This window comes from Nocardiopsis alba, from assembly GCF_000710955.1.
In the GTDB taxonomy this organism is placed as follows: Bacteria; Actinomycetota; Actinomycetes; order Streptosporangiales; family Streptosporangiaceae; genus Nocardiopsis; species Nocardiopsis alba.
Genome location: NZ_BAZE01000005.1, coordinates 170042 through 186966, shown reverse-complemented (window position 1 = coordinate 186966; position 16925 = coordinate 170042). Strand labels below are relative to the sequence as shown.

The following is a 16925-nucleotide window of genomic DNA, read 5'->3' as shown; positions in this document are numbered from 1 at the left end:
CGTGCGGCTCATCGTCGAGAACCGATTCGCCCTGTTCGGGCTGGTCGCGTTGGCGTTGCTGGCCCTGTTCGGGCTCGCGTTCGGGCTGCGGCCCCTCACCCCCTCGCTGGGGGTGAGGGAGGCGGGCACCCTGCGCCCCGAACTGGCCTCACGCGTGTGTCCCGCGCCCCACGAGACCTCGGGCGACGCGGAGAGCTCGGTGGCGGCCTTCGCCCCCAGGGTCGGCCGCGACGACGAGGGGGAACTGTGGGCCGTCCCCGTCAACCGGGCCCCCGAACGGGACGAGGACGACGAGGACGCGAGCGGCTCCGACCGGGAGGACGAGACCGACGACGGCGGTTCCGAGGAACGCAGGGACCTCCTCGCCGACGAGCTCACCGAACCCGGGAGGATCTGGCGGGCCGACGTCGGCGACGCGGTCCTGCCCACCGCCCTGCGTGCCGAGGGGGCGCTCGCCTCCGGCCTCGACGCCGCCCAGATCACCCTCACCGACGACGCCGTCACCGAGGTCCGCTGCGTCGAACCGGCCATCGGCACCTGGTTCGCCGTGCCCGGGGCCGGTGGGATCGACGAGGTCGAACTCGACACCCTCACCGTGCACCTGACCAATCCCGAGGAGTTCAGGGCCACCGTCAGCGTCGACCTCTACACCGCGGAGGGGCCCTCGTACTCGCCGGAGAGCCGGGGGATCGACCTGGGCGCGGGGGAGTCGACCACCCTCGACGTCACCGAGTTGGTCCAGAGCACCGGTTCCGTCGGTGTCCACGTGCGGACCAGTACCGGACGGGTCGCCGCCTCCCTGCTCGCCGAGCACGCCGAAGGCCACACCGACTGGGTTCCGCCCACCCGGGCGCCCGACACCGAGCACGTCGTCCCGGGAGTCCCCGGTGGGGACGGGACCCGTCGGCTCATCGTCGCCGCCCCCGGAGACGCACCCGTCGAGGTCCGTGCGCGCGTGATCCCCGATATCGGGGACGAGGAAGAGGGGGACGGGGCCTCCGAAGAGGAGCCGATCGTCCTGAACGTCCCGCCCGCCGCCTCCGCCTGGGCCAGTCTGGAGAGCGCCCTGGGAGGACTCCCGGGGACGGTCGTGCTGGAGGCCGACGCTCCGATCGTCGCCGGTGTGATCGTGGAGGAGACCGAGGTGGACGGCGACGACAAGGACGTCGTGGACACCGCCTACACGTCCGCGGTCGAACCGCTCTCGTGGCCGCTCGACGTCACGGCCGTGATCCCCGAGATGCCCGAGGGTCTCGACGTGGAACTGATGTTGGGCGCCCCCGAGAGCGACGCCCGGATCGTGGCCACCCCCATCGCAGCCGACGGCAGCATGGGCGACGCCGTACGCGCCGAGGTGACGGCCGGGACCACCCACGTCTTCGACACCGAGACCGAGGGCTGGGGCCCGCCCACGGGCATCGACCCCGACGACGGCTACACGATCCGGCTGGAGCTCCTGGAGGGTTCCGGTCCGGTGTACGCGGCCCGTGTCCTGCGATCCGACCCCGGCGTCAGCGTCATGCCCGTCCCGCCCGCCCCCATCGAGGTGCGGCTGCCCATCGTCCGCGACAGCATGACCGGCCTGGTCCCGGGAACGTGACGGTCACGCGATTCCCTACCTCGACCCCCTGTGGTGACCGGCAGGTGATCTCTCATCTCACCCCGGACATCACCCGAAGCGCCGGCGGAGGCCCGAAGCGAACACCACCTCTACTCGGGGTCGACGGACTCCGGTTCCACTCCGAGCAGGTTGGCCACCTCCTCGACCACCGCCTCGTGGACGAGGAGGGCCATCTCGTCGGGGTCCTTGGTGCGGATCTCCACCGGGCGTCGATAGACGACGATCCTCGCCCGCCCTGTGGGGTTGGTCTCCAAACGGGAGAAGGGGATCGTTTCGGAGGGATCACGATGGAGCGGCAACGGGGGGACGTCCTCGACGAGGAAGTCCACGTTCGCCAGCTCGCGTGCCCACAGGCGTTCCAGGCGTTCGACGGCGTCCAGGACAAGGTCGTCGAAGGCCTGGGCTCGGCTGCGGAACACCGGCAGGTCAGAGGGCACGAGAGGACCGCGGATGCCTCGGCCGCGGCGGTCCCGGCGCCGCACTCGGTCTGGTTGGCCACTGGAAAGGCGCACTCGTCGCACACTTCGAGACTAAGCCATCGGAGGCCGGACGCGTAGCCCCGTTATTGGAGGGACCTCGGGCGGTGTCGAAGCCGCGGGACGGCTCTTCGACCACTTCCGGGTAAAGAACGGGCATCCGAAAACATACGGCTCATGGGACGATGCTGGCGTGTCCTTCGGTAAAGGCATACAGTCGAACGCTGTGAGCCATGTTCGACGCTGTTCCCGCACCGCGTGCAGGCAGCCCGCCGTATTCACGCTCACGTACGTCTACGCCGACTCCACGGCCGTTCTCGGCCCGCTCGCCGCCTATGTGGAACCGCACTGTTACGATCTGTGCGCCATGCACGCCGAGCGGCTGACCGCGCCGCGCGGTTGGGAGGTGGTCCGGCTTCCGGTCGAGACGTCGGGCGGTGGTCCCGGCAGCGATGACCTGGAGGCCCTCGCCGACGCCGTACGTGAGGCGGCGCGGCCGCCGGCGCGTCCGGAGTCGTCCCCGGGGGAGCCCGTGGGAGAAGGTCGGGAGACCATGCGCCGCGGCCATCTGCGTGTGGTCAGGTCCGAACGAGACGATCACCGCGATCCGCGCCTGCCCTGAGCGGCACGGCCTCGAACGTCGCGCGGCACGAACCTCTCCGGGCGATGCCCGTGGGGCCGGCCGGTCTTCCCTTGCTAGTTTTGTACGGCGCCCGGAACCTTCGGGTGCTGGACCGAACTCGTGGCAGAACCGACCTGGCCGGAGCAGACGTGGCTGACCTCGGAAGCATCTTCAAGGCATACGACGTGCGAGGTGTGATTCCGGACACTCTCGACGTCAATATCGCGCGAGCGATCGGAGCGGCCTTCGCCCGCGTGGTCGAAGGCCCCGCCGTGGTGGTCGCCCACGACATGCGACCCTCCTCTCCCGACCTCTCCCACGCCTTCGCCGACGGGGTCACCTCCCAGGGCGTCGACGTGGTGTTCGCCGGGCTCGGCTCCACCGACCTGCTCTACTACGGCTCGGGCGCCCTCGACCTTCCGGGCGCGATGTTCACCGCCAGCCACAACCCCGCCGAGTACAACGGCATCAAGATGTGCCGGGCCGGCGCGGCGCCGATCAGCGCGGAGACCGGTCTGGACGAGATCCGCCGCCTCGCCGAGCAGGGTGTGCCCGAGTACGACGGCCCCCGGGGCACGGTGACGGAGAAGGACCTGCTGTCCGACTACGCCGACTACCTGCGCGGCCTGGTCGACCTGTCCGGTTCCCGTCCGCTGAAGGTCGTGGTGGACGCCGGTAACGGCATGGGCGGGTACACCGTCCCGGCCGTTCTGGAACAGGGGCTGCCGCTGGAGATCGTGCCCCTCTACTTCGAACTCGACGGCACCTTCCCCAACCACCCGGCCAACCCCCTGGACCCGGACAACCTGGTCGACCTCCAGGCGAAGGTCCGCGAGACCGGTGCCGACGTCGGCCTGGCCTTCGACGGGGACGCCGACCGCTGCTTCGTCATCGACGAGCGCGGCGAACCGGTCTCGCCCTCGGCGGTCACCGCTCTGGTGGCCTCCGAGGAGCTGAAGCGCGAGCCGGGCTCCATCATCATCCACAACCTCATCACCTCGGCGGCGGTGCCCGAGATCGTCGCCGAGCGCGGCGGCCGGCCCGTCCGCACTCGCGTCGGTCACTCCTACATCAAGGCGACCATGGCCGAGACCGGTGCGATCTTCGGTGGTGAGCACTCCGCCCACTACTACTTCCGGGACTTCTGGCGGGCCGACACGGGTATGCTCGCGGCGATGCACGTCCTGCGTGTCCTGGGGGCGGGCGACCGCCCGCTCTCGCGGATCACGGAGGAGTACTCCCGCTACGCGGCCTCGGGCGAGATCAACTCCAAGGTCGCCGACGCCCCCGGCCGTATGGCGGCGGTACGCTCGGCGTTCGCCGAACGTGACGGTGTCACCGTCGACGAACTCGACGGCCTCAGCGTCACCCTGCCCGGCGGGGCCTGGTTCAACCTGCGAGCCTCCAACACCGAGCCGCTGTTGAGGCTCAACGTGGAGGCCGCCGACGACGACGAGGTGGCGCGCCTTCGCGACGAGGTCCTGGACATCGTCCGCGCCTGACCCCGCCTCACACGAGGCCATCACACGAGGAACGAGAACCATGAGCACGAAGATCGACGGCTGGCTGCTGGAGATCCTGGCCTGCCCGCAGAGCCAGGCCCCGCTGCGTCACGACCCCGAGACGGACGAGCTGGTCTGCGACGAGAGCGGCCTGGCCTACCCGATTCGGGACGGTATTCCGGTCCTGCTCGTCGACGAGGCGCGCAAGATCTCCTAGAGGGCGACGGGTCGGGACCGAAAAGGTCGGGTCCGGAATGGAACGTTCCTTCGGTTCCGACAGTCATAGGGGGTACGTCGGCGCGGGCGGAGCCCTCAGTGGGCTCCGGTCGCCCGCGCGTGGCGTGATCGACGTTGCCTGCCCGTACTCTGGTCTTGCCCCCAGCCCGTGACGACCTCCCAGGAGGACACCGATGCCCGGTCCCGAATCGCTACTGCCGAGCGACCCCTCATCGTTCGGTGAATACAGCGTGACCGGACGTCTGGGGAAGGGCGGCCAGGGCGTCGTCTACCTCGCCGAGGACGCCGATGGGGAGGAGTACGCGGTCAAGGTCCTCAACGACCAGTGGTCGCAGGACTCCGATCTGCGCAAGAGGTTCGAGAAGGAGGTCCGGGCCGCCCAGCGGGTCGCCTCCTTCTGCACGGCGGCGATCATCGACGCCCGGCTCGACGGTGATCCGCCCTACGTGGTCAGCGAGTTCGTGCCGGGCAAGGACCTACAGGAGGCCGTCGCCAAGGGCAAGCAGGTGCGCGGGGCGGCGCTCCAGCGGTTGGCCGTGTCCACGGCGACCGCGCTCGTGGCGATCCACAAGGCCGGCATCGTCCACCGTGACTTCAAGCCCGGCAACGTGCTGCTCGGTCCGGACGGGCCCCGGGTCATCGACTTCGGTATCGCCCGGGTCGACGACGGCACCGCCACCATGACCAATTCGATCGTCGGTACGCCCTCCTACATGGCCCCCGAGCAGATCGAGGGGCGTGGGATCACCGACAAGTGCGACATCTTCGCGTGGGGCTGTGTGATCGCGTTCGCCTCCACGGGGCGGGCGCCGTTCGGATCCGACACCGTTCCGGCCGTGGTGCACCGCGTGGTCAGCGCTCCGCCGGACCTGGAGGGCATCGACGAGGCCCTGCGCCCCATCGTCGAGTCCTGCCTGGACAAGGACCCGGCCCGGCGTCCGAACGCCCAGCGGCTGCTCATGCGGCTGCTCGGCCACGACTCCGAGGACGCCGACACCGCGGACGCCTTCCGGCAGGGTGAACAGGTCGCCCAGACCGGTCTGTTGAACGGCGCGCGGTTGCCGCAGGTCCAGTATCCGCAGACCGGTGGACACCCCGGTATGGGCTATCCGCCGGGGGTCTCCGACCCGAGGGCGGGCCAGAACCCCGCGATCTCCAACCCGACCCCGGGCCTGGGCGCCCCGGGCATGTCGGACCCGCGCCCCGGGCAGATGGGGCACCCCATGAGCTCGGATCCCCGTCAGGGCGGGTACGCGGGGCACCCGGGCATGTCCGATCCGCGCCCCGGGATGCCCGCCTACCGACACCGTCCGCAGATGCCGCAGCACGGCGGGAACCCGATGACGACCGGGGCCGTGCGCCCCGACCAGACCTTCCAGGGCGGCTATCCGCAGCAGAGGGGGAAGGACTCGGTGCTCCAGCAGAGCTGGGTGATCCCGCTCGTGCTCATGACCATCGTCATCCTCATGCTGCTCCTGCTCATCCTGGCTCTCAGCGGCTGATCGGGGCGTCCACGCGTCCGGTGGTCAGACCCGTGTGAGCTCGTCCACCGCGCGGGAGATCGCCTCGTCCACCAACTCGCGGATCCGGGGCCACCTGTCGTCTGCGGAATCGCTCGGCAACACGGTGACACTGTCGCCGCCGGAGGTCTCCCATGCCCGCCGGGTACCGTCGGGCATGGTCAGGTGCGTGTCGGCGGTCACCGCCAGCACACCCGAGGGCGGGTCCCCCACCTCCTGCACGATCACGTAGAGGTTCAGGATCGCCCCTTCCGTCACCAGTTCCATGCGGGTCCACCACTGGGCGGCCCCGTGGGTGAGCGGTCTGCGGGGCGGGGGGACGGCGTCGCGATCCGTGTCCTTCTCACCGTCCTCGGAGGAGACGGCGGCCCGGGCGGCGGGGTCCAGCGCGCGCAGGAGGAGTTCGACCGGGGCGCTCCGGGAACGGACGTGTTCCATGACACGTCGGCGGGTCGCGACGGCCAAGGGCGGCACGCGGCCACCCGTCACGGGGAGGTTCCCCGGGCTCCAACCGATCTCCCGACGCAGTGCCTCGATCACCAGACGGGCGAAGTGCGCGACCAGCGCGGCGAAGTGCTCCTCCGGATCCTCTCCTTTACGGAACACCGGTGGGGGAGTGCGCGGATCCAGCAGTAGGGGCGGGTGGTCGGCGCGCTGAAGGACCCGGGAGGCCAGGGCCCACGGCAGCGCGTGGAGAGCCTCGCCCTCGCTCTCGGATCCGTCGAGTTCGTTCATGAGCCGGACACATTCGGCGTAGGCGTGGGCGGCGCGGACCACCGGGTGGGCGGTGATCCCCGCGGCCTCGGCGAGGGCCAGGGTGTGTTCGCTGGTCAAGGGGGCGCCGGACGTGCGCGGAGAGGGCGGGAGTCCCGCGGCCCGTCCTGCCAGGGTCGCCACGTAAGGGCCGGTCAGAGGCGGTTCGGCCCCCGCCGGGGCGGCCAGCAGCAGTTCCGCGAGCTCGGGGCCGCCGCCCCATTCCTGGACCCGGTCGTGGGTGAGGGCGCGTCTGGCGGCGGTGCGCTCCGTCAGGGGGTTGCGCTGGAGACGTCTGGCCCAGATCTCCCTGAGGCGGTCGACGTCCGTGAGTTCTGCGCGCACGCGGTCCGGGAGGGCCTCCGGGACAGGGGCGACGAGTCGGCTGTTCACGTGTGTTCACGTAGCCCGTCGACGGTTTGCCAAAACATGCCGAACGGTTGGTCTGGGGCCTCTGTGAAGGAGGTATTCCCAGGGGGCCAACGGGTTTTTCGAGACTGCTGATGCGTACGTGACCTATGGGGTTTTCGGGACGTTCGAAGCGCTCGGCGGTACGGGACGCCTGGTGCGGAGGAGGCGCATCGCCTTCTCCTTCTCGAAGTCCAGAGCCCGGGTGGGAGCGGCGGTGAGACGGCCCAGACGTTCCCCGTGCGCGCGTACCCGTGCCAGCACCTCGGGTTCGGCCAGAACGCGCAGAGCGAAGGAGAGGGCGGCCGGAGGGATGTCGAACTCGCGCTCCAGCTCCAGCCCGACCTCTATGGTCCGCAGATCCTCCTCGGTGAAACGGCGGTGCCGATGGCCGCGCCCGGTCGGCGGGTCCTGGGTACGGGGGAGCAGACCGAGAGCCTCCCGATAACGGAGCATCCGGGCCGTTCCGCCGACCCGTTCGGCGGCCGCCGAGATCGGCACCGGGGCGGATTCGGTGCCGGAAGCGGTGAAGACGTCGTCGCGGGCGGCCATGCGTGTGACTGTAACCCACCCGGACGGTCGCACGGGATCAATCTGACGCCCTGTTGTCAAGTTTGTGACCGGCGCCGGGGCACGGGCCTAGAATCAAGGTCGCCACCACGACTTGACGAGTGAGGAACGCATGGCATTCGACTTCAAGGTCGCCGATCTCTCCCTGGCCGAGTTCGGCCGCGACGAGATCCGCCTCGCCGAGCACGAGATGCCCGGTCTCATGGCCACCCGCGCCGAGTACGGGGACAGCAAGCCCCTCAAGGGCGCCCGCATCATGGGCTCGCTGCACATGACCGTGCAGACCGCCGTCCTCATCGAGACCCTCGTCGCCCTGGGCGCCGAGGTCCGCTGGGTGAGCTGCAACATCTTCTCCACCCAGGACCACGCGGCCGCCGCCGTCGTCGTCGGCCCCGACGGCACCGTGGACGACCCCAAGGGCGTCCCGGTCTTCGCCTGGAAGGGCGAGACGCTGGAGGAGTACTGGTGGTGCACCGAGCAGGCGCTGACCTGGCCGGGTGCCGAGGGTCCCAACATGATCCTGGACGACGGCGGCGACGCCACGATGCTCGTCCACAAGGGCGCCGAGTACGAGAAGGCCGGCGTGGTCCCGGACCCCGCGACCGCCGACAGCGAGGAGTTCTCGGTCGTCCTCACGCTTCTCCAGGAGAGCCTGAAGAAGGACGCCCGCAAGTGGACGACCATCGCCGAGGGCATCATGGGCGTCACCGAGGAGACCACCACCGGTGTGCTCCGTCTGTACGAGATGCAGCGTGACGGCGTCCTGTCCTTCCCCGCGATCAACGTCAACGACTCCGTCACCAAGAGCAAGTTCGACAACAAGTACGGCATCCGCCACTCGCTGCCGGACGGCATCATGCGCGCCACCGACGTCCTCATCGGCGGCAAGGTCGCCGTGGTCTGCGGTTACGGCGACGTCGGCAAGGGCTCGGCCGAGGCGCTGCGCGGCCAGGGCGCCCGCGTCATCGTCACCGAGATCGACCCGATCAACGCCCTCCAGGCGGCCATGGACGGCTTCCAGGTCGCCACCCTGGAGGACGTGCTGGAGACCGGTGACATCTTCATCACCACCACCGGCAACTTCAACGTGATCATGGCCGACCAGATCGCGCGCATGAAGCACCAGGCGATCGTCGGCAACGTCGGTCACTTCGACAACGAGATCGACATGGCCGGCCTGGCGAAGATCCCCGGTATCTCCAAGAAGGAGATCAAGCCGCAGGTCCACGAGTGGACCTTCGAGGACGGCAAGTCCGTCCTGGTGCTCTCCGAGGGCCGTCTGCTCAACCTGGGCAACGCCACCGGTCACCCGAGCTTCGTGATGTCCAACAGCTTCACCAACCAGGTCATCGCGCAGATCGAGCTGTTCACCAAGACCGACGCGTACCCGACCGGCGTCTACACGCTGCCCAAGCTCCTCGACGAGAAGGTCGCCCGTCTGCACCTGGACGCGCTCGGCGTCAAGCTGACCCGCCTCACCAAGGAGCAGGCCGCCTACATCGGCGTGGACGTGAGCGGTCCCTACAAGCCGGACCACTACCGCTACTGAGAGGCGAGTTCCTCCGGAGATGACACTCCCCTCACACGAGGTGGCGGACCTCGGCCTCAGCGGGGCCGGGGTCCGCCGTGTGGCCTGGGCCGAACGCTCCATGCCGGCGCTGCGCAGCGTCCGTGAACGTTTCGCGGCCGAACGCCCCCTGGCCGGTCTGCGCCTGGCGGCCTGCCTGCACGTGACCGCCGAGACGGCGAACCTGCTCCGCGTCCTGCGCGCCGGGGGCGCCGAGGTCTGGCTGGCCGCCTCCAACCCGTTGTCCACCCAGGACGACACGGCGGCCGCCCTGGTCGCCGAGTACGGTGTGGCGGTGCACGCCTGGGCCGGTATGGACACCGCCGCCTATGACCGCAACCTGGTCACCGTCCTGGAGTCCCGCCCCCATCTGCTCCTGGACGACGGCTGCGATCTGGTCAACACGGCGCACAGCCACCGGCCCGACCTGTTGGAGGGCGTCCTGGGCGGTTGTGAACAGACCACCACCGGTGTGATCAGGCTGCGCCGGATGAGCGCCGAGGGGGAGCTGCGACTTCCGATGGTCGCGGTCAACGACACCCGTACCAAGCGGATGTTCGACAACCGCTACGGCACAGGGCAGTCCACGGTGGACGGGGTGCTGCGCGCCACCAACACGCTGCTGGCCGGACGCACGGTGGTGGTGGCCGGTTACGGCTACTGCGGCCGAGGCCTGGCCGAACGCTTCCGCGGCATGGGCGCGAACGTGTTCGTCACCGAGGTCGATCCGGTCAAGGCCCTGGACGCCGTCATGCAGGGGTACACGGTCACCACCATGGACGTCGCGGCCCACCTCGGCGACGTGTTCGTCACCGCCACCGGGAATCGCGACGTGGTCCGTCGAGAGCACCTGGAGTCGATGCGCGATGGGGCGATCCTCGCCAACTCCGGCCACTTCGACCTGGAGATCGACCTCAACGCCCTCGACTCCCTCGCGGTCTCGGTCGACCGGGGGGTGCGCGAACAGGCCGACGAGTACGTGTTCGCCGACGGCCGTCGCATCCTCCTGCTGTCCGAAGGGCGTCTGGTCAACCTGGGCGCCGCGGAGGGACACCCCGCCGCCGTCATGGACCTGTCCTTCGCGGTCCAGGCCTTGACCACCGAGTGGCTGGCCCGGACGCACACCGACCTTTCACCGGGCGTCGTCGAGGTGCCCGAGGAGATCGACCACGAGGTCGCCCGCCTGGAACTGGCCGCTCTGGGGGTCGGCATCGACACGCTCACCCCGGAGCAGGAGTCCTACCTGAACTCCTGGCGCCCCTGACCTCGGGGGATCATCGGCCGTAGGGCGGCGGGGGCGGGGTGGGGCCGCCGGGGCCCTGAGGCCCGCCCTGGTACGCCGACCACGGGCCCGGGGCATGCGGGGCGCCCTCCCACGGGGAACGCGGGACCGAGGCGCCGCGCAACGACTCCAGACTGCGCCGACGCCGCTCCGCCAGCACGGCGGCCAGGAAGACCGGAGGCGTGGTTCCGGGAGGCGGCGGCGGACTCACCTGAGAGGCGACCGAGTCGGCCAACCGGGAACCCATCTCGTGGCGGGTGTGCTCGGCGAGCTCCCCATAGCGCATCACGTACTGGCGGGCGGCGTTGGCGGTCTCCGGGGCCAGACGCGACAGTTCCGCCGCCGCGGCCCAGGCCGCCATCTGCGGCGGCATGGGGATCTCCACGTCCCGGCGGCTTCCGGTGCGCTCCTCCACCACCATCGTCCCGGCCACGAAGTCGCCGACCCGACGGCCGTTCGGGTTGATCATCGAGGTGAGCAGGGCGATCAGACCGGAGGACGCCCAGATCTCCACGGAGGCGGAGAGGGCGCGGCCCAGGGCCTGCCGGAAGCGCACGGGCGAACCGTCGGTGCCGACCACACGCAGTCCCAACGCCATCTTGCCCAGGGTCCGGCCACGCGAGATCGTCTCGAACGCGGTCGGATAACCGACGATGATGAGGACGGGCAGCGCCAGACCGAGGGCGGCGGTCGCCGCCGTGTCCAGGGACGTACCGACCCACATCATCACGACCATCACCATGATGATCATGACGATCTGGAGGATGCCGTCGATGGCCATGGCCGCGATACGGGTGACGAACCCGGCCGGACGCAGCTCCAGGACGACCGCGTCCCCGGTGACCAACGGCGTCGTGCCGTACACGTCGTCTCCGGTCGCGCCGCCGCCGGGGTAGGACACCAGTACACACTCCCTCGCCGGGTGTTCTGTCACGTTCCCCCCGACATTACCCGGCGTCGGCGGGCCGTGTTCGCATCGCCCGCGAAGCTCCGATGACGATCCAGTAGTGTCCGATACGTGGATATCGACGTGTTCGCGGCGGCTCACGCGCGAGAGTGGCAACGGCTGGACGAACTGGTGCGCGGGCGCCGTTCGCTCTCAGGTGAGGAGATCGACGAACTCGTCGAGCTCTACCAGCGGGTCTCCACGCACCTGTCGGTCGTGCGCAGCTCGGGACAGGACCCGGTACTGGCCGGGCGACTGTCCTCTTCGGTGGCCCGTGCCCGTTCGGCGGTGACCGGTTCGCACTCCTCCGGATGGGCCGACGTCGGCTCCTTCTTCACCCGGGTCTTCCCAGGCATCCTCTACCGTCTGCGCTGGTGGTGGCTGGGCGTCAGCGCGGGCACGGTGCTGGTCGCCACCGCCGTCGGTGTGTGGATCGCGAACGACCCCGAGGCCCTCGCCGCGCTCGGTACCCCCGAGGACATCGCCCGGTACGTCGAGTACGAGTTCGCCAACTACTACGTCGAGACACCGCCCGCTTCGTTCGCCGCCCAGGTGTGGACCAACAACGCCTGGGTGTCCGCGCAGGCGATCATCTTCGGGGTGTTCCTCGGCCTGCCGACCCTCTGGGTGCTGCTGGTCAACGCGATCGGCATCGGATCGGCCGGGGGCATGATGTTCGCGCTGGGGCGCGGCGACGTGTTCTTCGCGCTGATCCTCCCGCACGGTCTGCTGGAGCTCACGGCGGTGTTCGTGGCCGGAGGCGTGGGGTTGAGGATCGGCTGGTCCATCATCTCCCCGGGGGATCGGACCCGTATGCGCGCCCTGGGCGAGGAGGCCCGGGCCGCGATCGCGGTGGCCCTGGGCCTGGTGGTGGTCCTGTTCATCTCCGGGCTCATCGAGGGCCTGGTGACCGGCTGGATCACCAACACCTGGGCCGCCATCGGTATCGGCGTGGTCGCCGAGGTGCTGTTCTTCCTCTATGTGTTCACCGTCGGTCGGAAGGCCTACGAGGAGGGTGAGACCGGCGACATCGCCGACGCCCCCGCCGCCGTCCCCGTGGCCTAGCCGGAGGCCCCCGATCCGCGGAACTCCCTTCCGGGGTCGACGAAGGACTCGCTCATCCGGTCGCGGGCCAGCCGGGTCTGAGGATGGTCGGGGCCCAGGATCCGTGCCCGCCCCTCCATGACCCGGTGGAAGATCTCCCTCGCCCGAGGACGGTGCTCGCGTCGCAACGCCACCAGGCCGCGTTTGTAGTCCGCGTTCAGGGTGAGGAGCTCCTCGTCCCCGAGAAGCCGTAGACGGACCTCGTGGACCCGGTCGAACAGGCGCTCCGCCGTGTCCAGGTCGTCCAGCCGCAGCGCCGCGTACCCGAGGGCGTCCATCGAGGCCAGGGTCTCGTCGGCCTCGGCCCCCTGCTCACGCAGCCGCGCCTCCAACACCCTCTCGTGCAGGGCGAGCGCCTTCCTCCACTCCCCGCGCGCCCCCGCCACCAGGGCGATCTGGTGACGCGTGTCCAGCGTGCGCGGATGGTCCGCGCCGAGCACCCGCTCCCGGTCCGCGAGCAGCGCCAGGTAGCCCCGCTCGGCCTCCTCGACACGGTCCTGGAAGAGCAGACTCTCGGCGAGCAGGTGCCGGGAATGGAGGGTGAGCGGATGGTCGGCGCCGAACGCCCCCTCGGCGGTGCGCAGAGCGGCCGTCGCGGTCCGTTCGGCGTCCTCGAAACGTCCTAGGCGCAGACGTGCGCGGGCGGCCCCCAGCCCCACCCGGACCCGGAAGCCGGAGCCGAGCGCCGGCGCTCGGCCGGCCAGGGACGCCAGCGAGGTGAGGGCGTCCAGCTCGAACCACGGGTCCCGTTCGCCCTGCTCCTCCAAGAGCCGCTCCACCTCCGACACCAAGGGGGCGTCGTTCTCGCCCAGGCCCGCGCGCACCGTCTCCGAGATCAGGGGGTGCAGGAGCAGTGAGGTCCGCTCGTCCGTGCGTTCGACCCCGACCAGCCCGTGGACCACGAGCGCGTCGACGGCGCGGGCGAAGGAGGCGTCGGACATCCCGCACCTCGGGACCCGCCACAGGGGCACGGCCCGCCCCCGGGCCCCGAGCAACGACAACGCGCGCAGGAGCGGGACCGCCCGGGGGTGGCGCTCGCCGACCAGACGCAGGGACAGCTCCCAGACACCCGAGAGCAGCCGGCGTTCGTCGACCGGTCCGGGGGAGAGGGGCCCGGCCAGTTCGTCGATGCCGGCGATGTTCTCGTCCAGGTGCTCCAGCAGGGAACGAGCGTCGGGGAAGAGCACACCGTGGGTGGCCAGGACGCGCCCCGCGAGGGCGAGGGCCAGTGGGACCCCGCCGAGCCGCTCGGCCAGCGCGTCGGCCCCCGACAGCTCCGGGACCCTCGCGTGCTCGGTCAGGGCGGCGCTCGCGTCCTCGCCGGTCAGCGGGCCGACCCGGAGCATCTCGGCGGGCGCCCACAGGCCGGCGTCGTCCAGCCTGCTGGTGACCAGGACGAACCCCTTCGGGCTCGAACGCATCCAACCGAGCCGCTCGCCCGGGCGATGGTCGGGGTCCGGTTCCTCCGGTCGGTCGGCGTCGTCGACCACCAGCAGCCAAGGGGTGGGGGACCGGTCGAGGTGCCGCCACACCCAGCGTGTCGCCGCCTTCGGAGCCGCCTTGAGACGGTCGATCTCCTCGGGGGCGGCGGCCAACTCCACGGCGATCTCCAGCATGCTCGGCGTGATCGCGTCCGCGCGTACCCAGAACACGGCCCGCCCCCGCGCACGGGCGTGCTCGGCCAGGGCCGCGGCCACGGTGGTCTTTCCGAACCCGCCGGGTCCGGTCAGCACGTGCGGGATCGAGGACCCCCGTTCCATCGCCTGACAGAGCCTCGACAGCAGGTCGGAGCGTCCGCGGACGGAGGTCGCGAGGCGGGGCGGGTCCAGGGACACGTCCACGATCGGCGAGGTGTCGCGAGGCAGGTGCACGGTCACCCCGCCGTGGATGTCACGTGCCTGGACCAGCGCCCCGTACAGGTCGCCGTGCGCGGTGTTGTGGGCTTCGGGGGGAGAGGCCATACGCCCATGATGCACGAGGGGCGCCCTCCCCGTCGGAAGAGCGCCCCTCGGGAGAGCGCCTACAGGCGGCCCTGGGCCTTGAGGTCGATGTAGGCGTCGGCCAGCGCCGGAGCGATCCGCTCGGGGTCGGCGTCGACCACCTCGGCCCCCGCCCGGCGCAACTCCGCGGTGATCCGGTGCCGCTCGCTCAGGGTGCGTTCGGCCGAGGCCGCCCGGTAGAGGGCGTCGGCGTCCCCGCGTTCGGCGGCCATCTCCGCCACCTTCGGGTCCCGTACCGCCGCCACCAGGAGCAGGTGGCGCGAGGACAACAGGGGAAGCCTCGGCAACAGCCCCTCCTCCAAGGCGGCCGCGTTGAGGTCGGTCAGCAGCACCACCAGTCGACGGCTGCGGCCCTGGGTCATCACGGAGCCGACCATCCCGGCCGGATCGGACTCCACCAGGGCGGCCTCCAACGGCGCCATGGCCTCCACGACACGGTGCACCTGACTGCCCTTGCCCGAGGCCTTCACCCGGGCCCGGACGGCACGGTCGTAGGCCATGAAGTCGACCCGGTCGCCCGCCTTGCCGGCCAGCGCGGTCAGCAGCAGCGCGGCGTCCATGGAGTGGTCCAGGCGCGGGGTGTCTCCGACCCGCCCCGCCGAGGTCCGGCCGGTGTCCAGCACGATGAGGACGCGCCGATCCCGTTCGGGGCGCCAGGTCCGCACCACCACCCCGTCGTCCCGGGCGGTGGCGCGCCAGTCGATCGAACGCACGTCGTCGCCGGGCACGTAGTCGCGCAACGAGTCGAACTCGCTGCCCTGGCCCCGCACCATCGCGGTGTGGCGGCCCTCCAGCTCGCGCAGCCGGGACAGTTTGCCCGGCAGGTGCCTGCGGCTGTGGAAGGGCGGGAGCGTCCGCACCGTCCAGGGGGCCTGGAGTGTCCGCTGCCGCCCGGCCACGCCCAAGGGGCCGACGCTGCGCACCGTCACTCCGGCGGAGCGCGCGTCACCACGCCGGGAGGGCGTGAGCGTGGTCGTCACCCGTCGACGCTCGCCGGGGGCCACCAGCAGCTCACGAGAGCGCGGCGAGGCGTGCGAGCTCGGCGGCCAGGCGTCGCGTACCGAACCGCGCAGCCGGCGCCCCGTCGGGTTGGCGATCAGGACCGACACCGACGCGGAATCGCCCGAACGCACGGAGGTGTCGCCCTCCCGGGACAGGACCAGCCGCGCCGGGGAGGTCGCCGCCAGCACGTCCACCACGACGATCAGCACCACCAGGGACACGGCGATGGCGGTGACCGTGGAGCCGATCTGGCCGGAGATCGCCACCGCCACCGTCGCCAGGAGCGCGAGCAGGGCCGCCCGGCCGGTGACCACCATCAGCGCGGCACCGGGACGGAGGCGAGCACGCCGTCCAGGATCCCGTCCGTGGTGGCCCCCTCCAGTTCGGCCTCGGGACGCAGCCCGATCCGGTGCCGCAGGGTGCCCTTGGCCAGGGCCTTGACGTCGTCGGGGGTCACGTAGTCGCGGCCCGAGAGCCACGCCCACGCGCGGCTGGTCCGCAACAGCGCGGTGGCACCACGCGGCGAGGCGCCCAGCTGTAGGGACGGGGAGAAACGGGTGGCCCGGCACAGGTCCACGATGTAGCCGAGGACCTCCGGGGCCACACGGACCCGGGCGGCCGCCTCACGGGCGGCGCGCAGCTCGGCGGCGCCGGCCACGGCGGTCACCCCGGCCGCGGCCAGGTCACCGGGGTCGAAGCCCGCGGCGTGCCGCCCCAGCATGTCGATCTCGGCGGCGCGTTCGGGCAGCGGGATCGTCACCTTGAGCAGGAAACGGTCCAACTGGGCCTCGGGCAGCGGATAGGTGCCCTCGTACTCGACCGGGTTCTGGGTAGCGGCCACCATGAACGGGTCGGGGAGCGCCATCGGGCTGCCCTCGACGGTGACCTGCCGCTCCTCCATGGCCTCCAGCAGGGAGGCCTGGGTCTTGGGCGGGGTCCGGTTGATCTCGTCGGCCAACAGCAGGTTGGTGAAGACCGGGCCCTTCATGAACTCGAACTTCGCCGTGTGCTGGTCGTAGACGAGCGAACCCGTCACGTCGCCCGGCATGAGGTCGGGGGTGAACTGGACCCGCTTGTGGTCCAGGGACAGGGCCGCGGAGACCGTGCGCACGAGCAGGGTCTTGGCGACACCGGGCACACCCTCCAGCAGGATGTGGCCACGGCACAGCAGTGCCACGACCAGCCCGGTCACCGTCTCGTCCTGGCCCACGACCGCCTTGGCCACCTCGCGGCGCAGGGCGTTCAGGGCCGCCCGTGCCTCTTCGGCGGAGGGCGATGCCTCGGGTGTGAAGGCGCTCACGTGCCGTCTACCTCT

At 70.9% G+C, this 16925-nt stretch carries 15 protein-coding genes; 8 read left to right on the top strand and 7 right to left on the bottom strand.

Annotation, left to right across the window (positions count from 1 at the left end):
- The first annotated feature begins 1 nt into the window (after position 1).
- On the top strand, positions 2 to 1600 hold the full coding sequence (locus tag TR33_RS11440; protein WP_042283072.1) for a DUF5719 family protein: 1599 nt from the start codon (positions 2 to 4) through the stop codon (positions 1598 to 1600).
- A gap of 110 nt (positions 1601 to 1710) precedes the next feature.
- Here TR33_RS11440 and TR33_RS11435 read toward each other — a convergent pair whose 3' ends face one another.
- The gene (locus TR33_RS11435) at positions 1711 to 2103 is read right to left on the bottom strand and encodes a metallopeptidase family protein (protein ID WP_017533510.1); all 393 of its coding nucleotides are present in this window, start codon (positions 2101 to 2103) and stop codon (positions 1711 to 1713) included.
- Positions 2104 to 2323: 220 nt separating this feature from the next.
- On the opposite strand from TR33_RS11435, the gene TR33_RS11430 reads away from it, so the two are divergent.
- The 4 genes from TR33_RS11430 to TR33_RS11420 all read left to right on the top strand — a co-directional run bounded on the left by TR33_RS11430 (position 2324) and on the right by TR33_RS11420 (position 5960).
- Positions 2324 to 2719: a DUF3499 domain-containing protein gene (locus TR33_RS11430; RefSeq protein WP_014908818.1), complete on the top strand. Its 396-nt coding sequence runs from the start codon at positions 2324 to 2326 to the stop codon at positions 2717 to 2719.
- 149 nt (positions 2720 to 2868) lie between these two features.
- Positions 2869 to 4221: a phosphomannomutase/phosphoglucomutase gene (locus TR33_RS11425; protein WP_042283069.1), complete on the top strand. Its 1353-nt coding sequence runs from the start codon at positions 2869 to 2871 to the stop codon at positions 4219 to 4221.
- A gap of 40 nt (positions 4222 to 4261) precedes the next feature.
- Positions 4262 to 4438 carry a Trm112 family protein gene (locus tag TR33_RS26005; RefSeq protein WP_014911237.1) on the top strand — a complete coding sequence of 59 codons (177 nt, stop codon included), beginning with the start codon at positions 4262 to 4264 and terminating at the stop codon, positions 4436 to 4438.
- A gap of 193 nt (positions 4439 to 4631) precedes the next feature.
- The gene (locus TR33_RS11420; protein ID WP_014910894.1) at positions 4632 to 5960 is read left to right on the top strand and encodes a protein kinase domain-containing protein; all 1329 of its coding nucleotides are present in this window, start codon (positions 4632 to 4634) and stop codon (positions 5958 to 5960) included.
- 24 nt (positions 5961 to 5984) lie between these two features.
- On the opposite strand, the gene TR33_RS11415 is transcribed toward TR33_RS11420, so the two are convergent.
- Positions 5985 to 7076 carry a hypothetical protein gene (locus TR33_RS11415; protein WP_234305827.1) on the bottom strand — a complete coding sequence of 364 codons (1092 nt, stop codon included), beginning with the start codon at positions 7074 to 7076 and terminating at the stop codon, positions 5985 to 5987.
- Between the two features lie 171 nt (positions 7077 to 7247).
- A complete protein-coding gene (locus TR33_RS11410; RefSeq protein ID WP_014912113.1) occupies positions 7248 to 7691 on the bottom strand; it encodes a helix-turn-helix domain-containing protein in 444 nt (147 codons plus the stop codon).
- 130 nt (positions 7692 to 7821) lie between these two features.
- On the opposite strand from TR33_RS11410, the gene ahcY (TR33_RS11405) reads away from it, so the two are divergent.
- Positions 7822 to 9258, top strand: a complete 1437-nt coding sequence (gene ahcY / locus TR33_RS11405; RefSeq protein WP_014911909.1) for an adenosylhomocysteinase — start codon at positions 7822 to 7824, stop codon at positions 9256 to 9258.
- Between the two features lie 19 nt (positions 9259 to 9277).
- Positions 9278 to 10540: an adenosylhomocysteinase gene (gene ahcY / locus TR33_RS11400; protein ID WP_014908260.1), complete on the top strand. Its 1263-nt coding sequence runs from the start codon at positions 9278 to 9280 to the stop codon at positions 10538 to 10540.
- Between the two features lie 10 nt (positions 10541 to 10550).
- Here the strand turns inward: ahcY (TR33_RS11400) and TR33_RS11395 are convergent, their stop codons facing one another.
- Positions 10551 to 11459 (bottom strand): RDD family protein, encoded by a 909-nt coding sequence (locus TR33_RS11395; RefSeq protein WP_042283065.1) that lies wholly within the window; start codon positions 11457 to 11459, stop codon positions 10551 to 10553.
- Positions 11460 to 11576: 117 nt separating this feature from the next.
- Here TR33_RS11395 and TR33_RS11390 point away from each other — a divergent pair, with 117 nt between their 5' ends.
- Positions 11577 to 12569, top strand: coding sequence for a stage II sporulation protein M (locus TR33_RS11390; protein WP_014911288.1), 993 nt, complete (start codon positions 11577 to 11579; stop codon positions 12567 to 12569).
- Here TR33_RS11390 and TR33_RS11385 read toward each other — a convergent pair.
- Genes TR33_RS11385 through TR33_RS11375 form a run of 3 tightly spaced genes read right to left on the bottom strand, consistent with a single transcriptional unit; the run spans position 12566 to position 16910 of the window.
- On the bottom strand, positions 12566 to 14569 hold the full coding sequence (locus tag TR33_RS11385) for a tetratricopeptide repeat protein (protein WP_042283061.1): 2004 nt from the start codon (positions 14567 to 14569) through the stop codon (positions 12566 to 12568). The genes TR33_RS11390 and TR33_RS11385 overlap by 4 nt on opposite strands.
- Before the next feature lie 59 nt (positions 14570 to 14628).
- Positions 14629 to 15927: a DUF58 domain-containing protein gene (locus TR33_RS11380; protein ID WP_042283059.1), complete on the bottom strand. Its 1299-nt coding sequence runs from the start codon at positions 15925 to 15927 to the stop codon at positions 14629 to 14631.
- Positions 15927 to 16910: an AAA family ATPase gene (locus tag TR33_RS11375; RefSeq protein WP_014912556.1), complete on the bottom strand. Its 984-nt coding sequence runs from the start codon at positions 16908 to 16910 to the stop codon at positions 15927 to 15929. The genes TR33_RS11380 and TR33_RS11375 overlap by 1 nt, the downstream gene beginning before the upstream one ends.
- Positions 16911 to 16925 lie beyond the last annotated feature (15 nt).